21 protein-coding genes are annotated in these 21,484 nt (G+C 65.9%); 10 read left to right on the top strand and 11 right to left on the bottom strand.

Annotated elements, in window-relative coordinates; all coding sequences use genetic code 11:
* Nucleotides 1-16 precede the first annotated feature (16 nt).
* A complete protein-coding gene (locus tag CI41S_RS28300; RefSeq protein ID WP_139862568.1) occupies nucleotides 17-2,752 on the top strand; it encodes a bifunctional diguanylate cyclase/phosphodiesterase in 2,736 nt (911 codons plus the stop codon).
* A 169-nt stretch (nucleotides 2,753-2,921) separates the two neighbouring features.
* On the opposite strand, the gene CI41S_RS28295 is transcribed toward CI41S_RS28300, so the two are convergent.
* Entirely contained in the window at nucleotides 2,922-4,286 is a 1,365-nt protein-coding gene (locus tag CI41S_RS28295; protein WP_139862567.1) for a S41 family peptidase, read from the bottom strand.
* Nucleotides 4,287-4,411: 125 nt separating this feature from the next.
* On the bottom strand, nucleotides 4,412-5,596 hold the full coding sequence (locus tag CI41S_RS28290; RefSeq protein ID WP_139862566.1) for an NADH:flavin oxidoreductase/NADH oxidase: 1,185 nt from the start codon (nucleotides 5,594-5,596) through the stop codon (nucleotides 4,412-4,414).
* A gap of 284 nt (nucleotides 5,597-5,880) precedes the next feature.
* On the opposite strand from CI41S_RS28290, the gene CI41S_RS43705 reads away from it, so the two are divergent.
* The gene (locus CI41S_RS43705; RefSeq protein WP_172628220.1) at nucleotides 5,881-6,036 is read left to right on the top strand and encodes a hypothetical protein; all 156 of its coding nucleotides are present in this window, start codon (nucleotides 5,881-5,883) and stop codon (nucleotides 6,034-6,036) included.
* A 46-nt stretch (nucleotides 6,037-6,082) separates the two neighbouring features.
* Here CI41S_RS43705 and CI41S_RS28285 read toward each other — a convergent pair whose 3' ends face one another.
* The 3 genes from CI41S_RS28285 to CI41S_RS28275 all read right to left on the bottom strand — a co-directional run bounded on the left by CI41S_RS28285 (nucleotide 6,083) and on the right by CI41S_RS28275 (nucleotide 7,819).
* The gene (locus CI41S_RS28285) at nucleotides 6,083-7,099 is read right to left on the bottom strand and encodes an ABC transporter substrate-binding protein (protein WP_244622315.1); all 1,017 of its coding nucleotides are present in this window, start codon (nucleotides 7,097-7,099) and stop codon (nucleotides 6,083-6,085) included.
* A 177-nt stretch (nucleotides 7,100-7,276) separates the two neighbouring features.
* The gene (locus CI41S_RS28280) at nucleotides 7,277-7,507 is read right to left on the bottom strand and encodes a transcriptional regulator (RefSeq protein WP_139862565.1); all 231 of its coding nucleotides are present in this window, start codon (nucleotides 7,505-7,507) and stop codon (nucleotides 7,277-7,279) included.
* A gap of 99 nt (nucleotides 7,508-7,606) precedes the next feature.
* The gene (locus tag CI41S_RS28275; protein WP_139483815.1) at nucleotides 7,607-7,819 is read right to left on the bottom strand and encodes a cold-shock protein; all 213 of its coding nucleotides are present in this window, start codon (nucleotides 7,817-7,819) and stop codon (nucleotides 7,607-7,609) included.
* Nucleotides 7,820-8,084: 265 nt separating this feature from the next.
* Here CI41S_RS28275 and CI41S_RS28270 point away from each other — a divergent pair, with 265 nt between their 5' ends.
* On the top strand, nucleotides 8,085-8,318 hold the full coding sequence (locus CI41S_RS28270; RefSeq protein WP_139862564.1) for a DUF6894 family protein: 234 nt from the start codon (nucleotides 8,085-8,087) through the stop codon (nucleotides 8,316-8,318).
* Between the two features lie 40 nt (nucleotides 8,319-8,358).
* Here CI41S_RS28270 and CI41S_RS28265 read toward each other — a convergent pair whose 3' ends face one another.
* From CI41S_RS28265 to CI41S_RS28250, 4 genes are all read right to left on the bottom strand, one after another.
* Complete coding sequence (locus tag CI41S_RS28265; RefSeq protein WP_139862563.1) at nucleotides 8,359-9,282, bottom strand: amino acid ABC transporter substrate-binding protein; 924 nt, start codon at nucleotides 9,280-9,282, stop codon at nucleotides 8,359-8,361.
* A 124-nt stretch (nucleotides 9,283-9,406) separates the two neighbouring features.
* The gene (locus tag CI41S_RS28260; protein ID WP_139862562.1) at nucleotides 9,407-10,585 is read right to left on the bottom strand and encodes an MFS transporter; all 1,179 of its coding nucleotides are present in this window, start codon (nucleotides 10,583-10,585) and stop codon (nucleotides 9,407-9,409) included.
* A 27-nt stretch (nucleotides 10,586-10,612) separates the two neighbouring features.
* Nucleotides 10,613-11,797, bottom strand: coding sequence for an MFS transporter (locus tag CI41S_RS28255; protein WP_172628219.1), 1,185 nt, complete (start codon nucleotides 11,795-11,797; stop codon nucleotides 10,613-10,615).
* A gap of 143 nt (nucleotides 11,798-11,940) precedes the next feature.
* Complete coding sequence (locus CI41S_RS28250; protein ID WP_139483870.1) at nucleotides 11,941-12,258, bottom strand: ArsR/SmtB family transcription factor; 318 nt, start codon at nucleotides 12,256-12,258, stop codon at nucleotides 11,941-11,943.
* Nucleotides 12,259-12,463: 205 nt separating this feature from the next.
* Here CI41S_RS28250 and CI41S_RS28245 point away from each other — a divergent pair, with 205 nt between their 5' ends.
* The 5 genes from CI41S_RS28245 to CI41S_RS28225 all read left to right on the top strand — a co-directional run bounded on the left by CI41S_RS28245 (nucleotide 12,464) and on the right by CI41S_RS28225 (nucleotide 16,404).
* Nucleotides 12,464-13,102, top strand: coding sequence for an HAD family hydrolase (locus CI41S_RS28245; RefSeq protein WP_139483871.1), 639 nt, complete (start codon nucleotides 12,464-12,466; stop codon nucleotides 13,100-13,102).
* Nucleotides 13,103-13,114: 12 nt separating this feature from the next.
* Nucleotides 13,115-14,326 carry a molybdopterin molybdotransferase MoeA gene (locus tag CI41S_RS28240; protein WP_139862560.1) on the top strand — a complete coding sequence of 404 codons (1,212 nt, stop codon included), beginning with the start codon at nucleotides 13,115-13,117 and terminating at the stop codon, nucleotides 14,324-14,326.
* Between the two features lie 207 nt (nucleotides 14,327-14,533).
* A complete protein-coding gene (gene lexA, locus CI41S_RS28235; RefSeq protein ID WP_139483821.1) occupies nucleotides 14,534-15,238 on the top strand; it encodes a transcriptional repressor LexA in 705 nt (234 codons plus the stop codon).
* 325 nt (nucleotides 15,239-15,563) lie between these two features.
* A complete protein-coding gene (locus CI41S_RS28230) occupies nucleotides 15,564-15,992 on the top strand; it encodes a hypothetical protein (protein WP_139483822.1) in 429 nt (142 codons plus the stop codon).
* Between the two features lie 184 nt (nucleotides 15,993-16,176).
* On the top strand, nucleotides 16,177-16,404 hold the full coding sequence (locus tag CI41S_RS28225; RefSeq protein WP_139483823.1) for a hypothetical protein: 228 nt from the start codon (nucleotides 16,177-16,179) through the stop codon (nucleotides 16,402-16,404).
* Here CI41S_RS28225 and CI41S_RS28220 read toward each other — a convergent pair.
* Nucleotides 16,401-18,686, bottom strand: coding sequence for a ComEC/Rec2 family competence protein (locus tag CI41S_RS28220; protein WP_139862559.1), 2,286 nt, complete (start codon nucleotides 18,684-18,686; stop codon nucleotides 16,401-16,403). The two genes, CI41S_RS28225 and CI41S_RS28220, sit on opposite strands and share 4 nt — an antisense overlap.
* A gap of 433 nt (nucleotides 18,687-19,119) precedes the next feature.
* Here CI41S_RS28220 and CI41S_RS28215 point away from each other — a divergent pair, with 433 nt between their 5' ends.
* Nucleotides 19,120-20,448: an MFS transporter gene (locus CI41S_RS28215; protein WP_139483825.1), complete on the top strand. Its 1,329-nt coding sequence runs from the start codon at nucleotides 19,120-19,122 to the stop codon at nucleotides 20,446-20,448.
* A gap of 239 nt (nucleotides 20,449-20,687) precedes the next feature.
* Here the strand turns inward: CI41S_RS28215 and CI41S_RS28210 are convergent, their stop codons facing one another.
* Nucleotides 20,688-21,050 (bottom strand): SPW repeat domain-containing protein, encoded by a 363-nt coding sequence (locus CI41S_RS28210; RefSeq protein WP_172626937.1) that lies wholly within the window; start codon nucleotides 21,048-21,050, stop codon nucleotides 20,688-20,690.
* A 249-nt stretch (nucleotides 21,051-21,299) separates the two neighbouring features.
* On the opposite strand from CI41S_RS28210, the gene CI41S_RS28205 reads away from it, so the two are divergent.
* Nucleotides 21,300-21,482, top strand: coding sequence for a hypothetical protein (locus CI41S_RS28205; RefSeq protein ID WP_139483827.1), 183 nt, complete (start codon nucleotides 21,300-21,302; stop codon nucleotides 21,480-21,482).
* Nucleotides 21,483-21,484 lie beyond the last annotated feature (2 nt).

Below are 21,484 nucleotides of genomic sequence, written 5' to 3'. Positions count from 1 at the left end.
GAAGCGATCGGATCCCATGAAGTCAGACGGCAGCGCCTCGTTCAACGTCAGCTCGGTGTTTCGCAGCGGACCGATCCGCTGGCTGATCCTCGGCGGCGCCGTGCTGATGGCCGCGATCGCGATCGGCGCGACGCTGATGGCCGGAAATTTTCGCGAGCGCGCGCTGCGCAACAGCGAGCGCGAGCTGGAAAACACCGTGCTGCTGCTGGCGCGGCATTTCGACCAGCAGCTCGAGGATTTCGAGGTGGTACAGAGCGACCTGATCGCCTTCATGCGCATCAACGGGATCGCGACGGCCGAGAACTACCGGCACCGGATGGCGAGCGCCGACATCCATGCCATGCTCAAGTCCAAGATCGACGCGCTGTCCTATGTCGGCAGCCTGAACGTGTTCGACGCCGACGGCGCGCTGATCAACAGCTCGATGGCATGGCCGCTGCCGCAGGCGAACATTGCCGATCGGGACTATTTCCGCCTGTTCAAGTCGAGCACCTCGTCGCCGGACATGCTGGTTATCCCCCTGCACAGCCGCGTCACCGGCAACTGGACCACCGTGATCCTGCGCAAGGTGACCGGACCGAACGGCGAGTTCCTCGGCGTGGTCGGCCGCGGCATCGAGCCGGCCCATTTCGAGCGGTTCTTCGCCACCGTCGCGCTCGGCGAAGGTGCCGCGATCTCGATGCACCATCGCGACGGCACGCTGCTGGCGCGCTACCCGCATGTCGAGGAGCTGATCGGCAGGAATTTTCGCGCCGGCCCGCCTAGCCAGCTCAACGTGTTCGACCTGCCGCAAAGCACCTCGCGACTGACCAGCCCGATCGACGGCGAGGACCGCTTGGTGTCGTCGCGGGCGCTGACCAGCTTCCCGATCGTCGTGGTGGCGACGACGACCACGACGGCGGCGCTGGCGATCTGGCGCGAGCAGATCGGCATTCTGATCGCGGTGACCAGCGCTTCGGTGCTGGCGATCGCGATCCTGCTGACGCTCGTGGTGCGCAAGCTGCTGCAGCAGCACCGGGCCCAGCAGCAGCGCCTGACGCTGGAAAAACTCCGGCTCGACACCGCCGTCAACAACATGACGCAGGGGCTGCTGCTGTTCGATGCCTCGCAGCGCCTGGTGATCTGCAACAAGCGCTATATCGAGCTGTACGGCCTGTCCGCCGACGTGATCCGGCCCGGCTGCAGCTTCCACGACGTCATCGCCCATCGCCACGCCACCGGCTCGTTCCGCGGCGACGTCGAGCGCTATGTCGGGCTGGTGCTGCGCGACGTCGGCACCCGCAACACCATGGTGATCTCGACGCCGGACGGACGCTCGATCCAGGTGGTCAACGAGCCGCTCGCCGACGGCGGCTGGCTCGCCACCCACGAGGACATCACCGAGCGCCGCCGCGCCGAGGAACGCATCACCCACCTCGCCCATTACGATGCGCTCACCGACCTGCCGAACCGCACCCTGTTCCGCGAGCAGATCAAGCGCGAGCTGCCGCATGTGACGCCGGCCAGCCAGCTCGCGGTGCTCTATATCGACATCGACGAGTTCAAGGGCGTCAACGATTCGCTCGGCCACATGGTCGGCGACGAGCTTTTGAAGTCGGTGGCCAAGACCTTGAACCGCGTGATCGGCGAAGGCGATTTCGTCGCCCGCCTCGGCGGCGACGAGTTCGCCATCGTGCAGACCGGGTTGAAGAGCCCGGCCGAGGTCACCGAGCTCGTCGCGCGGATCTATGAGGCGATCCGTGCGCCCTATCAGTGCCTCGGCCACCAGCTCACCACCGACGCCAGCATCGGCATCGCGCTGGCGCCGCAGCACGGCACCGATCTCGACACGATCCTGAAGAACGCCGACCTTGCGATGTATGCGGCGAAGTCGGCCGGCCGGCGCACCTCGCGCTTCTTCGAGCCGGCGATGGACGCCGACGCCCGCGCCCGCCGCGAGCTCGAGATGGAGCTGCGCCAGGCGATCGCCGCCGGCAGCGGGCTCGAAGTCTACTATCAGCCCTGCCTCGATCTGCGCAGCAACGAGATCAACGGCTGCGAGGCGCTGGTGCGCTGGCGCCATCCGCTGCGCGGCATGATCTCGCCGGCCGATTTCGTGCCGATCGCCGAGGAAACCGGCCTGATCAACCAACTCGGCGAATGGGTGCTGCTGACGGCGTGCAGAGAAGCGGTGAATTGGCCCGACCAGGTCAAGCTCGCGGTCAACGTCTCGCCGGTCCAGTTCCGCAGCGGCACGCTGGCGCTGAAGGTGATCGCGGCGCTTGCGGCCTCGGGCCTGCCGGCCGGCCGGCTCGAGCTCGAGATCACCGAGGCGGTGCTGATCCGCGACGACGAGACCGCGCTGTCGGCGCTGCATCAGCTGCGCGCCATCGGCATCCGCATCGCGCTCGACGATTTCGGCACCGGCTATTCGTCGCTGAGCTATCTGAAGCGTTTTCCGTTCGACAAGATCAAGATCGACCGCTGCTTCGTCACCGACATCGCCGATCCGCAGGGCTCGGCCGGCATCGTCGAGGCCGTCGTCAACATCGCCACCGAGCGCTGCATGACGACGACGGCGGAGGGCGTCGAGACCGCCCAGCAGCAGCAATTGCTGCGCGAGCTCGGCTGCTCCGAGATGCAGGGCTATCTGTTCAGCGCGCCGAAACCCGCCGCGCAGATCCGCGAGCTGCTCGCCGCGCACCGCCACGGCCCGCCCGCCGCCGGTCCAACCCGCATGCGCCGGCGCAAACCGTTCGCCGGCGCGGCGTGAGCTCGTGGGCTCCCTCGCCCCGTTCTTACGGGGAAAGGGTTGGGGTGAGGGGCTGCCTCCGCGCATACGGTGGGAGCTGGATTCGCGGAGAGTCCCCCTCACCCGGATTGCATCTGCGATGCAATCCGACCTCTCCCCGCAAGCGGGGCGAGGTGAAGCAGAAGCAGGCCTAGTTCGGCACCGGCCGCTTCTGCACGGTCTTGCTGTCGGCGTTCTTGGCGTCGGCGTTCACGGTGACGCCGCGCAGCTGTTTGAAGGCCGCGGCCAGTGCCTTGTCGTTCTTCTCGTCCGGCGGCACGTAGGACTGCGAGCCGGCCGACAAGCCGGCCTGCTCGGGGCCTTCGCCGAGGAGATGCCCGGGCATCGAGATCTCGCCCTTGATCTCCGCGCGGGTCTTGAACTCGTCGGGCACGTCCTGCAGCACCTCGACGTCGGGCTTGATGCCGAGCGCCTGGATCGAATGGCCCGACGGCGTGAAGTAGCGCGCCGTGGTCAGCGCCAGCGCGCCGTTGCCGGGGCCGAGCGGAATGATGGTCTGCACCGAGCCCTTGCCGAACGAGCGGGTGCCGATCAGCGTCGCGCGCTTGTGGTCGTGCAGCGCGCCGGCGACGATCTCGGAGGCCGAGGCCGAGCCGCCGTTGATCAGGACGACCAGCGGCTTGCCCTTGGTCATGTCGCCGCCATGCGCGGTGAAGCGCTGGGTCTCCTCCGGCAGGCGGCCGCGGGTCGAGACCACCTCGCCGCGCTGCATCAAGGTCGAGGTCACCGACACCGCCTGGTCGAGCAGCCCGCCCGGATTGTTGCGCAGGTCGATGACGTAGCCCACGAGCTTGTCCTGCGGGATCTGCTTCTGGATGTCGGAGATCGCCTTGCGCAGTCCCTCGGTGGTCTGCTCGTTGAACGAGGAAACCCTGATGTAGCCGATGTCGCCGCCCTCGGCGTGATACTTCACCGGGCGGACGCGGATGATCTCTCTGACGATCGCCAGATCGATCGGCTTGTCGGCGTCCTTGCGGATGATCTTCAGCCGGATCGAGCTGTCCGGCGTGCCCTTCATCTTGTTGACGGCCTGGTCCAGCGTCATGCCCTGGATCTGCTCGTCGTCGATCGCGGTGATCACGTCGCCCGACATGATGCCGGCGCGCGAGGCCGGGGTGTCGTCGATCGGCGCCACCACCTTGATCAGGCCGTCCTCCATCGTGACCTCGATGCCGAGCCCGCCGAACTCGCCATGCGTGGTCTCCTGCATCTCCGCCCAGCCCTTCTCGTTCATGTAGCGGGAGTGCGGATCGAGCGAGGAGATCATGCCGTTGATCGCGCCCTCGACCAGCTTGGCGTCGTCGGGCTTCTCGACATAGTCGGACTTGACCTTCTCAAACACCTCGCCGAACAGATTGAGCTGCGAATAGGTGTTGTCGGAGCGCGCGGCGGCCTTGGCTGCGTTGACGAGATGCGCACCCTGCGGCGAGGTTACGAGCAGGGTGAGGCACGCCCCCGCAACTGAGCCGAGGAAAAAGCCAACGTTCTTGCGCATCATCGATCCCTTTTCGCTATGGCCGGACATGTTTCGCAACAATCGGCCCCACCCCGACCGGGGCACCACACAATGGCTTTTTGGTCGCATCAAGGCCGCGCCGTCGCCGGTGCGTTACGGTCTTGTCACGATGCCTTTTCGTCTCCCGCAAGCCGTTCGGCCAATCCGTTCTGCCAGGTCGACGGCGCCGTCCCGAACCCGCGCTTGGCCCGCGTGCCCAGCCAATAGCCGAACTGCGGCGGCACGTTGCGGAACGGGCCGTCGACGCCGAGCTTGAGCGCGGCATCCATCGGCCAGTTCGGGTTATTGAGGATTTCGCGGCCGACGGCGATCAAATCTGCTTGTTTATCACGCAGGATTTGTTCGGCCTGGTCGCCATGGATGATCAGCCCGACCGCCATGGTCATGATATCGGCATGGAAGCGGACATATTCCGCCAGCGGCACCTGATAGTTGTACTTGATCTCCTTGCCGAGGATCGGCGCCAGCTCGGTGATGCCGCCCGAGGAGCAGTCGATCACGTCGACGCCCTTTTGCTTCAATATCTTGGCCAGCCGGACGCTCTGCTGCGGCCCCCAACCGGCATGGTCCTCGACCGACAGCCGCACGAACAGCGGCTTGTGATCCGGCCAGTGCGCCCGCACCGCTTCCGTCACTTCGATCAGGAAGCGCATCCGGCCGGCTTCCGAGCCGCCATAAGCGTCGCTGCGCTGGTTGGAGCGCTCGGACAGGAACTCGTGCACGAGGTAGCCGTGGGCGCCGTGCAGTTCCAGCACCTCGAAGCCGGCTTGATGCGCGCGCCGGGCCGCCTGCCCCCAGGCCGCGACGAGGTCTTTCACCTCGGCCGTTTCCAGCGCCCGTGGCACCGGCCAGCGCTCGCTATGGGCAATTGCGCTCGGTGCCACCGGCGTCCAGGCGTCCCAGTCCTCGATCTCGGGTGTCCGCTGCAGCGGCCGATCGCCTTCCCATGGCCGGCTGGCGCGCGCCTTGCGGCCGGAATGGCCGAGTTGGATGCCGGGCACCGCGTTCTGCTGCTTGATGAAGCCGGCGAGGCGCTTCAAGGGTTCGATGAACCTGTCGTCCCAGATCCCGAGATCGCCGACCGTGCCGCAGCCGCGCCGCTCCACCTTTGTCGATTCGACAATGACGAGCGCGGTGCCGCCGGCGGCAAACTTGCCGGCATTCATCAGGTGCCAGTCGGTCGGAAAGCCCTGCTCCGCCGAATACTGGTGCATCGGCGGCACCACGATGCGGTTCTTCAGCGTGACACCGCGGATCGACAGCGGCGAAAACAGGAGTGTGTCGGACATCGGGCTTCCTCGCGTCTTGGTCGCTGCCCGGCGGGGGCCGGAGCGATCTTCTGTTGGCGCCAGACGATATACGCGCCGCGTCATGGCCGATAGAGCGGCAAGGCCGGAACTGCCCCGCGAGCAGGTCAACGCGATCGCCATCGACTAACGGACAGAAGACAGATCAGCCAGCAGGCGCAGCCCGGATGGGCGCAGCGACATCCGGGGCCATTCCATCAACCGATCGTGCACCATCAAGGCTAGTTTGGAGCGTTCGGCCGCCATGATCTCTCCCACCATATGAGATGAGAGAGGATTTCGTCGAAGGTACCCTCCAGTTCGGCGATGTGCGGCTTCGAGTTTACTACGAACACTCGCTCAGCTATCTCGCGCTGGCGAGCGAGAACGAGGCGAAGCTCCGTCAGGCCGCCGCCCGTATTCAGGAGTACGTCGCCGGCTGAAACGAACGACAGCACTCTCGATTTCGCGCGTGCGGCCTTCTTGCTTTTAGAGCGTCGCCAGCTTCGCCGCGCCCTTTGCGATCGCCTCGTTGAAGCTCGTATCCCAGAACTTTCCGACCTCGGTGCGGACATCGAGGACGCCGAGCTTGAGGAAGGTATCGGCGACCCGCTGGTGCGTCTCCGGCACATCCGGCGTCACGCCGGCCAGCGCGTAGTCCTCGCTGCGATGGGCGAACTGGTCGAGAAGGTCCTCGACCGGCAGATGGGTGTCCGCCGCCACCGCGGCGGCGTAGACCGGGAAATTCCTGTTGGCGAACGCATAGGCGCGCTGGACGCGCAGCAGGAAGTCGGTCACGGCCGCATGGCGCAGCGGGTCGTCGACCGCCTTCGGGTTGGCGTAGATCGGAAAATTTCCGGAGAGATAGCCGACGCCGGTCTTGAGCACGCGCGCGCCCTGCTTTGCGATCGCGAGCCGGCCGTTGTAGCCGTAGATCGCCCAGGCATCGAGCTTGCCGGAGGCAAACGCCGAGTAGCCGTCCGACGGCGTCAGGTTGATGGCCTCGATGTCGGCGAACGACAGGCCCGCTTCCTCGAGCTGCCGGGCGAGGAAATAGTGCGCGGTGGTCGCGCGCACATACCCGACCCGCTTTCCCCTGAGGTCGGCGATCGAACGGATTGGCGCATCCTTCGCTGCCACGGTCACTTGTGTGTTGAGGTCTTCATGCGTGACGGCGATGAAGCGCACCTTGGCGTTCTGGCGCGCCGCGAACATCGCGGGGATCTCGCTGCCAGACCCGATGTCGAGCGCATCGCCGTTCAGCGCCTCGATATGGAGCACGCCATTGTTGAGCTCCTTCCAATCGATCCGGTACGGCGTTTTGTCCTCGCCGGCAGCCTGCAGCAGCGGCCGCCAGCCGCCCTTGTAATAGGCGACGCGCAGCGTCACGCCGCCGAGATCGGCCCCCGCTCCCGCACCGGTCTCGGCGCGCGCTGCCCCCGCAAGCAGGCTTCCGGCGAGCACGCCGAGTGCAGACCGTCGTGAAATGGAAATTGGCGTGGTCACCGGCAGCGCTCCCGATCAGCAGTCACAACGCCGCAAGCTTTGCGGAAAAACCCGCCGATGTATATGAGACGCTATTTCGTTTTTGGCATCGCGCGCGAAAGGCCGTTCCAAGAGTCGCCGTCATGCGCGGCGATCCGTTTTCCGGAGCCGGAATCCGCCGACACCCGCAGCCTGCTGTCACCCGATCGTCTTGCGCTTCTTCTTGAGCGCAACGGGGGCGTCCGCTTGGGCACCGGCCTCCGCCGCCTCCTTGGCTTCTCTCAGGATGCGAAGCCGTGCCATGTTCTTGCGGACCGCCGCGGCCTGCCGGTCGACTTCGGCCATGGCGCGCGCGCCTTCCTCTGCGGCCAGACGTTGACGCTCGGCGCGAGCGACGCTGGTCGGCGAGAGCATCTTCTTCCCGTCCATGCTGATCCTCGTCTGCACGAAACAAGGCTCGCTCGCTCAATCGCGTGATCGAGCGAGCCGCCAGCGTTCCGCTACGTCCGTGATGATGTAACGGAACCGTTACTCGGACAGCGAAAGATTGTCCGCGCTGTCTTTCCCGCTCTTGCGGTCGGTTCTGATCTCGTAGTTCACGCGCTGTCCCTCGGCGAGACCGCCGAAACCTGCCCGCTCGACGGCGCTGATGTGAACGAACACATCCTTGCCGCCGTCGTTCGGCTGGATGAACCCATAGCCCTTTTGGCCGTTGAACCACTTCACTGTACCGGTCGCCATTTGTCTTTCTCCAAAAACACGTTCGCTCGACCATCCTCTGGCCGGATTCAACTGGTGCGATGTCTTTGGGAAGGTAGCCCGCGGGCACATTCAAAAAGGCACGGCGGCTAATCGAACGAGGCCAGCATATGGGTGTTGGCACCGCGGCGCAAGTAAGCGAAGACTCACCGGGCGGTGAGCACGGGATGGCTTGGTTCCCGGTTGTTTCGTCAGGACAGGAACGGCTTTGCAGGCCTTTCGTTGTACGTTGCCCCGCGAGGTCGGCATGATGCGCTACTTCTTCGACATCAGAGACGGAAAAAACCTCTACCCCGACGAAGGATTGGACCTGCCGAACCAACTCGCGGCCGAGGTCGAAGCGACCGATGCTTTGGCTGCCTTGGCCCGCGATGCGGCGGACGAGAATAAACGACGGGACGTGGCGATTGAGGTTCGCTCCGAGACCACGCCGTTGTTTCACGCCTCACTGGTGTTCCAGTCAGACCGAGCGAAGCAGTGAGACTGCCTCATTCTGTTGATTCCGGCAGCGATCGCTCGGCCTATTTGGCGACCTGATAGGCGTCAGGATCGTAACTTGAATTCGGATTCTTGAATGCGTTGCGCAGCGCCGGCGACATCGGGACGTTGTAGTTGATGCCAACCGGCGGCGTCGGCTGCTCCAGCCACCTTTTGTACATCACCTCGATCTCCGGGCTCTTGTAGAGCTCGGCGGTGGCGCGGTCGGCCAGCGCCTTGAACGGCGCGTCCTCGCGCCGCAGCATGATCCCGAACGGCTCCGCCTTCGAGAACGCCTCCTCGCTGATCATGTAGAGCGCCGGCTGCTTCGAGCGCGCGATCGCCACCGCGAGCTGCACATCGTCGAGCGCATAGGCCTGGGCGCGGTCGGTCTCCAGCATCAGGAACGCCTCGGCCTGGTCCTTGGCCGGCAAGACATTGACGCCGAGTTTGCGCTCGGTGTTGACCTTGATGAGCTGCGTCAGGTTGACCGACCCCGCCACCGCCGTGACCGACTTGCCCTTCAGGTCGTCGATCGTGTTGATGTTGGCCGACTTCTTGGCGGCGAATTTGGTCGCACTGAGAAAGTGCGTGTTGGTGAACGTCACCTGCTTCTGGCGATCGGCGCTGTTGGTGGTCGCCGAACAATGCAGGTCGATCGTGCCGTTGACCATCAGCGGAATCCGGTTCGACGAAGTCACCGGAAGATAGTCGACCGCGATGTCGGGTGTGCCGAGCTCCTCCTTCACGGCGTCGACGATTTTGAGGCAGATATCGAGCGCAAAGCCGATCGGCCGCTGCTGGTCGTCGAGATAGCTGAAGGGAACGGAGGCCTCCTGGTAGCCGAGCGTGATCTTCTTCGTCTCCTTGACCTTCTGCAACGTGCCCGAGAGCTCTTCGGCGGCCGCGGAACTTGCGGCGAGCGCGAGCGACAGCAGAGCGGACGAGAGGACGGCAGGCAAGCGCATCAACGGCTCCTGGGCGATGCAAGGTGCGGGATTTCGTGCCCACAGGGAGACGTGAGCCGAGATATGATCATTGCGGTGATAGCTCACGCCGCGATGTGGAGGTAGACGAGGATGTGTCTACCAGCTATCGCGCTTTGCTATGTGCTGTTGCCCCGGCCGAGCGCCCATGCGGCAACAGCGCCAGCGCGATCAATGCAGACAGGCTGAGCCCGGCCGACACGACGACCACCGCCCTTCCCATCGGCTCAATCAGAAGCCCGAAAGCCAGCGGCGCCAGCGCCTGGCAGATCCGGGACGGCGCGCCGATCAGCCCGAGCCGGTACGCGTAATTCTCGGGCCCGAAGATCGCGAGCGGCAGCGTCCCGCGCGCGATGGTCAGGATGCCGTTGCCCGCGCCGTGCAGCAGCGCGAAGGCTGCCGCCGCGCCGCCGCCAAAGACGCCGATCACGCAGGCGCCGACCGGATGGGTGATGCAGGCGAGCCGCGTGGAGAGCAGCGGATGGAATCTGCTGAGAAAGCCGGCCTCCAGGATGCGGGCGCCGACCTGGGCCGGCCCAATCATCATGCCGGCGAACACCGCCTGCGCCGGAGTCGCGCCGAAGGTTTCGACGATCCGCGGCAGATGCGCGGCCATCGCCGAGGTCACAGTCCAGGCAGCAGCGAGCGCGAATGACAGCAACACCATGGTCCGGTCGATCGGAATGGCGGGCTTGGCGGCAGAGCCATCGGAAGCGGCCGCCGGCACGGTCCGCGGCAGCAGCAGGTTGAGCGGCAACCCGATGACGAGATGCGCGATCGCCCAGGCGTAGCAGGTCTCGCGCCAGCCAATGGTCGCAAGGCCGAGCGAACTCAGCGGCCAGCCGACCGTGCTGGCGAAGCCCGCGATCAGCGTGATCCCGGTGATCGCGGACCTCGCGTCGCTGCCATAGATGCGGCCCAGCGCACCGAACGCGGCGTCATAGAGCCCGAGGCCCATGCCGATGCCGAGCAGCAGCCAGGCCGCCGACATCGTCCACACCGAGCCAGAGGCGCCGAGCAGCGCCAAGCCTGCCGCGAGCACGACGTTCGAGGCGCAGAGCACCTGCCGTCCTCCGACGCGATCGATCTGGCGGCCGATGCGCGGGCCGAGCAGCCCCGAGATCACCAGCGATGCCGAGAACGCCGCAAAGAACCAGTTGCTGGAAATCCCGAGATCGTGCGCGATCGGATCGGCGAGAATCGCCGGCAGATAGTAGCTCGACCCCCAGGCCAGCGTTTGCGCGGTGCCGAGCGCCGCGATGATGCCGAGCCGTGATCGATCCACCCGCATTCTCCCTGTGTCCAAGCGCGGTTATTTCGCGGCAATCGCGCTTTTCGTCTCGCCGGCGCGCGACCAGAGAAGCGCGAGCGGGCCCATCGCGATTCCGCCCGCGAGGACGATGAAGACCAGCATCCATCCGGCGGCACTCTGCGGACCGCCGGCGACATCGAGCGCCACACCCGTTCCCCAGGCGCCGGCGGCGGAAAGCCCGAAGCCCACCGTTGAATGAAGCGCGAGCGTCGCACCCCGATGTTCGCGGGTTGCCGCAGCCGACATGCCGGCGGTCAGCGCTCCGGAATCGGCGGGAACGGTCAGGCCGTAGGCCAACAGCAGCAACGCGACCACCCACGCCGGCGCAGCGACGTTCAAGCCGATCAGCACCGCCACCGAGGCAGATGCGATCATCACCGCCGTGATGGCGCGGTGGCGACCGAACTTCAGCGCGGCCTCATTGCCGAGGATGCTGGCAGGCATGGAAATGACAGCGAACACGACACTCACGACGACCGGGGACATCCAGGACGGCGCGCCCTGGTGCGCGGTCACGTAGGCCCAGAACCCCACCAGCCAGGTCCTGACGCCGTAGAGCTCGAAGCAGTGGGCGCCATAGCCGAAGATGTAGCCCAGCGCCTCGCGGTTCGCGAAGACAGGTTTGAAATTCAAAAGCCGCCCGGGCTTGTGCTCCGACCTGCGTTCTTCCATCGCCAGGCACACGACGGCCATCACGGCGGGCCCGATGCCGGTGACCACAAAAGCCGCCCGCCAACCCCAATGTTCAGCGACGAGTTGCGCCACCAGAAAGGAAAGCCCGACGCCCAGCGAGAAGCTGGATGTGTAGAGTGTCACGGCCCGGGAGGTGTTCCCCGCTGGCAGCCGATCTGTCAGAGCCTTCAGCCCCGGCATGTAGGCGCCGGCGAAGCCGAGACCCGCGAGCGACCAGATGACCACGCCCGACCAGAAGCCGACTGCGAACAGACCGAACGCGATCGTGGCAAGTCCGCTGACGATCGATCCGCAGAGAAGAACGAGGCGGGCATCGATCCGATCGGTCAGCGTCGTCAGCACCGGGACCGCCAGCATGTAGCCAAAGGCATAGCCGCTGGCGAGCAGCCCGCCTTCGGCCGCACTCATACCCCAGGCAGGCATGAGGTGCTGCGCGAGATTGGCCGACAGCGCGACATGCGGAAGCAGATTGCCGATCTGTCCGAGGCACATCGCCGCTATCAGCGAACGATGTTCGAGTGCGAAAGGGCGTGTCCTCATCCTGCCGCCGGGACTAGGAACACCCGCAGCCGGCCGACCATCGTTACGCTCATTTTTTCTGTCCTTCTGGAATCATCGAAGAAAGCGCTAAAGGATCAGGCCGCCGTCTTGGCTTCTTTGCATTCCGTTTCGTCGGCGCAGCACTCGGCAGCCAGAAAATCCACCAGGCCCTGCATTGTGTCGTACTGGGCGTGACAGATGAGCGTGGTGCCCTCGCGCACCTGCGAGATCAGCCCCACGGAGACCAGCGCCTTGACGTGGTGCGACAGCGTCGACGCCGGAATCCTGAGCCGGTCCTGCAGACGCCCGACCGGCATGCCGGCATGTCCGGCGCGGACCAGCGCCCGGTAGATCCTGAGCCTGGTCGGATTGCCGAGGGCCTCCAGGCGTGCTGCGGCGTCATCGATCTTCATGATGCGACCATGCTTTGCCCTTGACGCCGCGTCAATCGGTATTTCTAGAATGTTCGAAATAACGTCCGCTGCGACGAGACCGAGCATGGGCCCCACCCGCACGCATCCCACTCGCAAGCATGTGAGCCGGACGATGCTCCCCCGCTCCCGCCAGCCCGTCGAATCCATTGCCGCCTGCCCGCAATTTTCGTACACCGTCGGCGCAATGACCCCAGATCTCTCCCCCAATTCCGTCGACGTGCTGCTGTTCGATATCGGCCGCGTCGTGCTCGACATCAGCTTCGACAAGGTGATGGCGTGCTGGGCCGGCCACGCCGGCTGCGCGCCCGCCGACCTCGCCGGCCGCTTCGTCGTCGACGACAGCTTCAAGCATCACGAGATCGGCCGGATCGATGACGCCGCGTTCTTCGCCAATCTGCGCGACACGCTCGGCGTCAGGCTCACTGACGCCCAGTTCCTCGAGGGCTGGAACGCGATCTTCGCCGGCGAGATGCCGGGCATCGCGCCGCTGCTCGCCGGCGCCGCCCAGCGGATGCCGTTGTACGCGTTCTCCAACACCAACCCGGCCCACGTCGCGCATTTTTCGGTCGCCTATGCCGATGTGCTCAGCCATTTCCGCACCGTGTTCCTGTCCTCGACGATCGGGCTGCGCAAACCCGACGCCGCGGCCTATGATCATGTGGTAAAAGCCATCGGCGTGCCGGCGTCGCGGATCCTGTTCTTCGACGATACGGCGGCCAATATCGAGGGCGCGCGGGCGCGCGGCCTTCATGCCGTCCACGTGACATCGACGGATGACGTGGCAAGGGCGCTGTCCGCGCTTGGGATCGAGAGCAAAATCTGAGGAGGTCCGCGCGTGGCCTTGATGCCGGTTGCCGATGCCCTGTCCGCGATTCTCGCCGGCGCCGAGCCGCTGCCTGAGGAGATGGTCGGCCTCGATGCCGCCTATCACCGCACGCTGGCGCGCGACGTCGCGGCGCTGCGCACCCAGCCGCCGCAAGCGATGTCGGCGATGGACGGCTATGCCGTGCGCGCGATCGATGCGGCCGACCTGTCGGCGCGGCTGAAGGTGATCGGCGAGGTCGCCGCCGGCCGCCCGTTCGAGCGCACCGTCGGCGCCGGCGAAGCGGTGCGGATCTTTACCGGCGGCGTGATCCCCAACGGCGCCGACGCTGTGATCATCCAGGAAGACACCAGGGTCGATGGCGACCACATCACCATCACCGAGACGGCGGTCACCGGGCGGCATATCCGTCCCCCCGGTGTCGACTTCCGCGAAGGCGACGTGCTGCTTGCGGCCGGCAGCCGCCTCTCCGACCGCGCGCTCTCGCTTGCCGCCGCCATGAACTATCCGGAACTCGCGGTGCGCCGCCGTCCCAGAGTCGCGGTGCTGGCAACCGGCGACGAGCTGGTGATGCCGGGTTCCAAGCCGGGTCCCGGCCAGATCGTCTATTCCAACGGCTATGCGCTGCGGGCGTTGGCCCGCGCCGAGGGTGCCGAGACGATCGATCTCGGGATCGCCGCCGACACCGTGGCCGCAACGACCGCAGGCATCCGCCGAGCGCGCGATGCCGGCGCCGACGTCCTGATAACCACCGGCGGCGCCTCGGTCGGCGACCACGACCTGGTCAAGCAGTCGCTGGAGGCCGAGGGCGTCACCATGGCGTTCTGGCGGATCGCGATGCGGCCCGGCAAGCCGATGATGCACGGCCGGCTCGGCGCGATGCGGGTGATCGGCCTGCCCGGCAATCCGGTGTCGTCCTATGTCTGCGCCTACCTGTTCCTGGTGCCGCTGATTCGGGCACTGAGCGGCCGCAAGGTGATTCATCACGTCCGCGCGCGCGCATTGCTCGGCCGCGATCTCGCCGCCAACGACCAGCGTGAGGATTACTTGCGCGCCCGCCTCGAGGCGCGCGCGGACGGCACGCTGATCGCAACGCCCGTGCTGAAGCAGGACTCATCGCTGCTGGGGAATCTCGCTGCGGCGCAGGCACTTCTCGTTCGTCCGCCGTTCGCGCCCGCGGCCGCGAGCGGCGCCGAATGCGAGATCCTCACGATGCCGGAGTGAGCCTCGCGCGGCCGCCACTTCGCCGATTGCCCGTTACGTTCACCTGAAATTAAGTGGTTGCGGAACACATATCGAACATATAGTGTCCGTTCATGATTTGTTTCGAGTACTGGTGTCTACAATCGGGAGTTCATCGCGGAGCGCCGTGCTCCGGGTCTTCCGAAGTCTCGGAATCGAACGACGCTATCAACCGGGGGAATACTCGAGATGCTCACGCGCAAACAGTACGAACTTCTGCGTTTCATCAATGAACGTCTGAAAGAGGCCGGCGTGCCGCCCTCCTTCGACGAGATGAAGGATGCGCTCGACCTGCGCTCGAAATCCGGTATCCACCGCCTCATCACCGCGCTGGAGGAGCGCGGCTTCATCCGCCGCCTGCCGAACCGGGCGCGCGCGATCGAGGTGATCAAGCTGCCCGAACTGGCCGCCGGCGGCGGCAATGGCCGCCGCGGCTTCACCCCGAGCGTGATCGAGGGCGCGCTCGGCAAGCGCTCCTCGACGCCGCCGGTGGCCGAGGACGACGGCAACCGTCCGGTCGCCGTCCCCGTGATGGGCCGGATCGCGGCCGGTACGCCGATCGAGGCGCTGCAGACCCGCAGCCACACCATCAGCGTGCCGCCGGACATGCTCGGCGCCGGCGAGCACTACGCACTCGAAGTGCGCGGCGACTCCATGGTCGACGCCGGCATCCTCGACGGCGACATGGCGCTGATCCAGCGCAACGACACCGCCAACACCGGCGACATCGTGGTGGCGCTGATCGACGAGGAGGAAGCCACCCTGAAACGCTTCCGCCGCCGCGGTGCATCGATCGCGCTCGAGCCGGCCAACACCGCCTATGAAGTGCGCATCCTGCCGCCGAACCGGGTGCGCATCCAGGGCAAGCTGATCGGCCTGTACAGGAAATACTAGGCGCCGGCGGCACTTGATCGTCTGCGCGGAGATCATGCTCAAGCAAAACTATCGGGCGGGATGACGATTCGAAGAAAAGTCATCCCGATCGAGGAACGGAGCGACACATCGGACCGTTGCTTGGCGGATAGCGCGACGTGTGACTTGCACCAGATGCGCCCAGATACCGCCGACGCGCTGTAGCGTGTTTGTGATTGAGGCCGTCCGTGGCCAGTCGTACAATCGCCTCGAAACGAGAAAACACTCGTTCGCTATCGTCCACTCTGGTAGAGGCCCGCGCCTCAAGGAGAGGCACGGGTCGCTACCTCGACAGAGGAGCCTTCCGATGTGTGACTATAGCCTGCATGCGGTGCAATCGCGTCCCGCCGTCGTCGGAGAGACGCTGATCAGCACGACTTTCCGCGGCACGTCGACCCGCGGTTTTGCCTCGGAGAACGATCCCAACGTCGCGGTCTGCATGCTGCCCGGCACCGAACTCGCCTTCGTCGAGAACGTCCGCTACGACAGCCGGTGGATCTGGACCAAGACGATCGGCTATCGGGTCGGCGTGTTCAACGAGGTCGAGCCCGACGTGCCGGATCGCCATCACGACGCGGTCGAATTCCCCGACGGCAGCCATGTGCTGGTGACCCAGCTCGTCGAAGGCCAGCGCGTCACCGTGCTGCAGCTGCCGGCGCTGCATCCGACCGTCGAGCACAAGCCCAAGGTCGCAGAGCGGCGGCCCTCCGCATTCGCATCGCTGTTTTTGGGTTGAGCGCATCGTCGCCGCAGGATGAGCTGTCCCGCGGCGGGTGACCAAAGCGATTTCGAGCGACCCCGGAGTTCCGTTCCGGGGCGCATCAGTGAGGTTGCGCCGGACGCCGGCTCGGTTGCGCTGGACGGCACCTTGGTTGCGCCGAACGGCACCTTGGCGCATCATCCCGCGCGGAGGACGTGCGGTGGTCGACAAGGTCACATGGCAGCGAGCTGGACGCGTCACGGAACCGGGCCGCTACATGTTCCGGTTCGGCTGGCTGACCGTGACCGCCGATGACCTCAAGGTCTGGCAGCAGTTTCCCGAAGCCGTCTTCACCCTGGTCAAGAAGCCTGACGCCGGCCCCGATGCCGACGAATACCACCTCGGCCTGTTCGAGCTGCCGACCGCCCCCTCCTCCGACCACCACTAATCATCGACCTGCAGATCGGCCTCGGCCGGCGTTGCATCGACGGCGGGGCGTGCCGCGCTGGCGGGCAGCCGCAGCGTTGTCTCGCTGTCGCCGTCGCCGGGAACCGCCGGCGACCACGGCCGGTCGATGCCGCCGGGCTTGACCGCATCGATCGCAAAGCCGTCGCTGATCCGGCGCAGCGCCAGCGCGCCGTGCCGGCGCAGCCGCTCGGCATCGATCACCGACGCCGCGCAGCCCTGGGCGACCTGCCGCGCCGTCACGATCACCGCAGCCCGCTCGCAATCGTCGGCCAGCGCCTCCGGCCGCGTCGACAGCGCGACAAAGCCGCCGCCGCGGTGCCGGGTGACGCAACCGGCCTCGTCGCAGGAGACGCCCTCGCCGAGCGACGCATCGCCCGCGGTCCGCGCGTCGGCATCCGCCGCCAGCCATTCCTTGACCACGAAGGCGTCCCGCGCGCTGTGCATCAGATGCAGCCGCCCGTCGCCGCCGCGCACCGCGACATTGCGGCCATCGGCGGAGATCAGAATGTCCGGCAGCGGCGCCCGCACCGCCCAAACCAAGGCCGCCACCAGCAACGCCGCGCCCGACCAGCGCAGCGGCGTGCGCAACAGCCCGAGCAGGATGATCCCGGCGCTCGCCGCGATCAGCGGGGTGGTGCCGAATGCCGCCATCCGGCCGACTGCGCCCGGCAGTGCGGCGACCCACTGCGTCACCACGATCATCCAGTCGATGCCAAATCCCATGATCGCCCAGAACACGCCGTCGAACCCGAACGGCATCGCGGCGAGCCCGAGCAGGCCCGCCGGCATCACGATCGCGGAGACCACCGGCATCGCCGCGAGATTGGCGAGCAGCCCGTAGGGCGTCACCCGATGGAAATGGAACGCGGCATAGGGCGTGGTCGCGAGCCCCGCCACCAGCGAGGCCAGCACCAGCACCGCAAGCTCGCGCCCGCCCCACAGCGCGACGCGTGCCGTCACCGAATGGTCGGGCGATGCCAACAGGCTCGGCATCCCGATCTGCACCAGCGCCACCAGCCCGAGGGTTGCGGCAAACGACATCTGAAAGCTCGGATGCACCAGCGCTTCCGGCGCGATCGCGAGCACGATCAGCGCCGCCACCGCCAGCGTCCGGAACGTGATGGCGCGGCGATCCACCATGACAGCGATCAGCACCACCGCCGTCATGAAGAATGAGCGCTGCGTCGCGACCTCCGCGCCCGACAGCGCGAGATAGAAAGCGGCGGCGAGCAGCGCGGCCGCAGCCGCCCATTTCTTGATCGGATGCGCGGCCGTCAGCGCCGGAAACAGCGCCAGCAGCGCCCGCACCGCAAAGAACACCACGCCGGCGACGACCGCCATGTGGTAGCCGGAGATCGACAGCACGTGGCCGAGCCCGGAGATGAACATCGCATCGTTGACCGGCGGCGAGATCGCATCGCGCCGGCCGGTCAGCAATGCGGTCGCGATCGCGCGCCGGTCGCCGTCGAGCGTGGTGCGGATCCGCGCATCAATGGCGTCGCGCAGGCCCTGCATGAAGGCGGCGTAGCGCAGCGCGAAGCCACCGCTCGCCGGCGCCTCCTTACTCTTGACCGCGCCCATCACGAAGCCGGAGGCGCCGATGCCCTGAAAATACAGGTCGCGGCCGAAATCATAGGAGCCCGGCCGCTGCGGCCCGAGCGGCGGCAGCAGCCGCGCCTTCAATTCGACGAAGCTGCCGACCTCAGGCGCGGTGCCCTTCTTCACCGACAGCCGCACGCGCTCAAGTTTTGTGGTCTCCCGCGGGCTCTCCATCGTGACCACGCGCAGCACGAAGCGGTCGGTCTTCTCCCTGATGTCGCGCGTCTCGACGAAGCCGGTCAGCGCCACCGAGAACATCGGCCGCGCCAGCACGCCGTGCGCGACGCGCGCCGTCTTCCAGGTCGCGGTGGCAAATCCCGCCGCAACCGCCGCTACCATGACGATGACGGGAAACAGCCGCTGGCGCCGCAGCAGGACGGCAAGCGCGCACAGCGCAATCGCAACGGCTGCCGCGGCGGGCAGCATCGGTTCGCGCTCGGCCGCGAAATAGAAGGCGATGCCGGTGCCGAACGCCACCGGCACCCAGGGCAGCAGCCGCCCAGCGCCCGCCTCCGCGCGCGCCCATTGCCGCAGCGTCTCGACCAGCGGCGGCCAGATGCTGGGACGGTCCGGCGCGTAGCCGCCGGCCGGCGCGGCCGCGCGCGGCGGCCACGTCCCCGCGTAGCCGCGTTTGCCGCCCGGCGTCGTGCCCTGCTCCGCCATTCCGCTTGCGATCCCTGCCGGGACGCCAAGCTACCGGAAGCTGTGACCTTGCCGCTAGCGGAACGGATCCAGAATACGAACCGGCAAGGCTCGATACCAGGACCGGCCTGCGCCGCGGCTCCCGCGCCGGCCCCTCTCCTGCGGCCTGCGTCAAACCGATCGAGCCGAAAGTCTCATTAGGTACCGAATCCCATTGGGATTAGACTGTCCGGATGCCTCCACTCCCGATCAGACAGGGATGAGGCAGTAACGGCTCGCGGCACGTGAAGGCCGCTGGAGCTCTTCTCAGGTGGCCCAGAACTCCGCCTGAGACCAGGCGTTGCGGACGAACTCGCCAATCTCGCCTGTAACGCCGTGCACCACGCGCACGCCGCGAGCGGATCGATCGCTGAAAAACGCGAGGCGTAGTGTTTGCATTTGATAGGAGCAGCACATGGCTATTCAAGTACCAAGCGATTTTCGTCGCGTGATTGTTGCTGCGTCAGTGGGAAACATCATTGAGTGGTACGATTTCTACATTTTCGGCAGCCTGGCCGCAGTGCTGTCGGTCAAGTTCTTTGAGCAATCCCACCCCGTCGCAGCCCTGCTGAGCACGATCGCGCTGTTCACTGCGGGATTCCTGATCCGTCCGCTCGGGGCTTTCCTGTTCGGATGGATGGGCGATCGGATCGGCCGCAAATATACATTCCTCATTACGCTGAGCGGAATGGGCCTGGGAACGGGCGCGATCGGACTGATCCCGACCTATCAGTCGATCGGCCTGACGGCCGCTTTCGTTCTGTTCGGCTTGCGGATGGTCCAGGGTCTATGCCTGGGCGGCGAATATGGCGGCGCCATCACCTATGTCGCCGAGCATGTTCCGGACGACAGCCGCGGCTACTATACCGGCTGGCTCCAAACCTCGCCGACGCTCGGGATCGTGGTGTCGCTGGCCGTGATCGTCCTGACCCGGACCTGGGCAGGCAATCAGGCCTTCGACGAATGGGCATGGCGCGTTCCATTCCTGGTCTCGTTCCTGCTGGTGGCCATCGCCATCTACATCCGCCTTCAGCTCCAGGAGACGCCGATTTTCCAGGAGATCAAGGCGCGCGGACAGATGACCAGGAATCCCTGGCGGGAAGCTTTCCTCAGCGCCAACATCAAGTACATCCTGATCGCCATCGTCGTCCTGATCGGACAGGGCGTGGTCTGGTACAGCGGTCAATTCTGGGCGCTGTACTTCCTGCAGCAGGTCTCCAAGGTCGATGCGATCACCTCTGCCTACATCGTGGGAACCGCGCTGCTGATCGCAACGCCGAGCCTGATCTTCTTTGGCTGGCTGTCGGATCAGATCGGCCGTAAACCCGTGATCCTCGGCGGAATGCTGCTTGCCGCGATCACCTACTATCCGCTGTATCTGTGGCTCGGCACGGTCACGCAGCCGGGACACATCAACTATCCGGTCGCCATCCTCATCGTCTTCATCCTCGTCTGCTACGTCGGGATGGTGTACGGGCCGGTCGGTGCATTCCTGGCGGAGTTCTTCCCGGCCAGGATCAGGTACACCTCGGTCTCGGTGCCGTATCACATCGGCAACGGTTGGGGCGGCGGATTGGTGCCGTTCATCACATCAGCTGCCTTCGCAGCGACCGGCAGCATAGGCTACGCGCTGATCTACCCGATCGCCGTTCCCGCGGTGTGCTTCATAATCGCGCTCTTCATCATGCCGGAGACACGCGAGACCAAAATTTGGGAGCAGATCGAGGCGCGAACCGCGCCGTGACGGAGTGACCTTGCTGCGGCACAGCTAACCCCGCAGCAAGGTTCATGATCGGCGTTCCACCACGTGCGGGGCGAGGCTTCCGGATCGTCCCGCACTCGCCGTCGCTCGGGCGTGATTTCCTTGCAGAACCGGCATCCGCGATGCGTCAACGCAGCCGGAGGGGATGCAGCGCCAGGCAAATTCAAGCTCTCCGGCCGCCAGTCGCTGGCGGTCAGGCCAACAACCCGGTTCGCTTCCCCTCAGCCAGCTCGGTGATGCCAGCGATCGTGCCACCAGGTGGCGAAATCACGATCTGTCGTCAGCTCCCAGCAAGCGAGCGCGATCACCACGATTCCGCCGAGCACGCTGCTCGTGGTGACCGGTCCCTGTTCGTAGCCGAACGTCCAGGGTGCCAACACCAGAGCCGCTCCCATCAGCATCTCGCCCCACTCCTCCAGATAGGACGGAATGATGAATGCCTCCAAGGCAAACAGCACGACGCCCAATCCGAGTGCGATGGAGATCCAGAGAGCTGCCCCGGAGAAGCCCAGTGCAAACGGCGACGCAATCAGCCAGACTCCCACCAACAGGCTGGCAGCATCCTGCCAGTGTTGAATGCGCATAATCCTCACCTCCCTCTTCCCCGGATATGGTGCGGCGGGAGCAAAAAGCATCTAGCCGGACCTGCGATCTGTTGCCGCTGCTGATCCGTAGCCGACGTCCACCCGGGCGTCCCCGCTACCCGGAAAGGGCTCTTGCAATCGCGCCGCAGCAAGATGCACACTGCGTGCGCTTGACCAGGTGTCAACGTCTGCGGTTCGCGGCCCGACCGGTGTTTACGGTTGCGCTCAGGACGAGAGGAGTATGACGCCATGCGAGAAATCGACATCCACAGCTATGCGCGGCAGTTGCTCGAGGCACATGGCGCCAAGGCCATTGCGGAAGCTGCCCAAAACGCCATCGAGCTTGAAGCAAAAGGCGAGGCCGAGCTGGCCAGAACCTGGCGGCATATCGAAGACGCCATGAAGCTGATGCGCGGGCCGCACCAAAGCTGAGG

It is taken from the genome of Bradyrhizobium ivorense (assembly GCF_900696085.1).
GTDB classification, from domain to species: Bacteria; Pseudomonadota; Alphaproteobacteria; order Rhizobiales; family Xanthobacteraceae; genus Bradyrhizobium; species Bradyrhizobium ivorense.
This window is presented reverse-complemented; position numbering and strand designations above follow the sequence as displayed.

Coding starts and splice junctions, on each gene's coding strand:
- CI41S_RS28300 (WP_139862568.1), top strand. CDS start 17: ATGAAGTCAGACGGCAGCGCCTCGTTCAACGTCAGCTCGGTGTTTCGC.
- CI41S_RS28295 (WP_139862567.1), bottom strand. CDS start 4,286: ATGCGCAAGAACGTTGGCTTTTTCCTCGGCTCAGTTGCGGGGGCGTGC.
- CI41S_RS28290 (WP_139862566.1), bottom strand. CDS start 5,596: ATGTCCGACACACTCCTGTTTTCGCCGCTGTCGATCCGCGGTGTCACG.
- CI41S_RS43705 (WP_172628220.1), top strand. CDS start 5,881: ATGAGAGAGGATTTCGTCGAAGGTACCCTCCAGTTCGGCGATGTGCGG.
- CI41S_RS28280 (WP_139862565.1), bottom strand. CDS start 7,507: ATGGACGGGAAGAAGATGCTCTCGCCGACCAGCGTCGCTCGCGCCGAG.
- CI41S_RS28275 (WP_139483815.1), bottom strand. CDS start 7,819: ATGGCGACCGGTACAGTGAAGTGGTTCAACGGCCAAAAGGGCTATGGG.
- CI41S_RS28270 (WP_139862564.1), top strand. CDS start 8,085: ATGATGCGCTACTTCTTCGACATCAGAGACGGAAAAAACCTCTACCCC.
- CI41S_RS28265 (WP_139862563.1), bottom strand. CDS start 9,282: ATGCGCTTGCCTGCCGTCCTCTCGTCCGCTCTGCTGTCGCTCGCGCTC.
- CI41S_RS28255 (WP_172628219.1), bottom strand. CDS start 11,797: ATGTGCCTCGGACAGATCGGCAATCTGCTTCCGCATGTCGCGCTGTCG.
- CI41S_RS28250 (WP_139483870.1), bottom strand. CDS start 12,258: ATGAAGATCGATGACGCCGCAGCACGCCTGGAGGCCCTCGGCAATCCG.
- CI41S_RS28245 (WP_139483871.1), top strand. CDS start 12,464: ATGACCCCAGATCTCTCCCCCAATTCCGTCGACGTGCTGCTGTTCGAT.
- lexA (WP_139483821.1), top strand. CDS start 14,534: ATGCTCACGCGCAAACAGTACGAACTTCTGCGTTTCATCAATGAACGT.
- CI41S_RS28230 (WP_139483822.1), top strand. CDS start 15,564: ATGTGTGACTATAGCCTGCATGCGGTGCAATCGCGTCCCGCCGTCGTC.
- CI41S_RS28220 (WP_139862559.1), bottom strand. CDS start 18,686: ATGGCGGAGCAGGGCACGACGCCGGGCGGCAAACGCGGCTACGCGGGG.
- CI41S_RS28215 (WP_139483825.1), top strand. CDS start 19,120: ATGGCTATTCAAGTACCAAGCGATTTTCGTCGCGTGATTGTTGCTGCG.
- CI41S_RS28210 (WP_172626937.1), bottom strand. CDS start 21,050: ATGCGCATTCAACACTGGCAGGATGCTGCCAGCCTGTTGGTGGGAGTC.
- CI41S_RS28205 (WP_139483827.1), top strand. CDS start 21,300: ATGCGAGAAATCGACATCCACAGCTATGCGCGGCAGTTGCTCGAGGCA.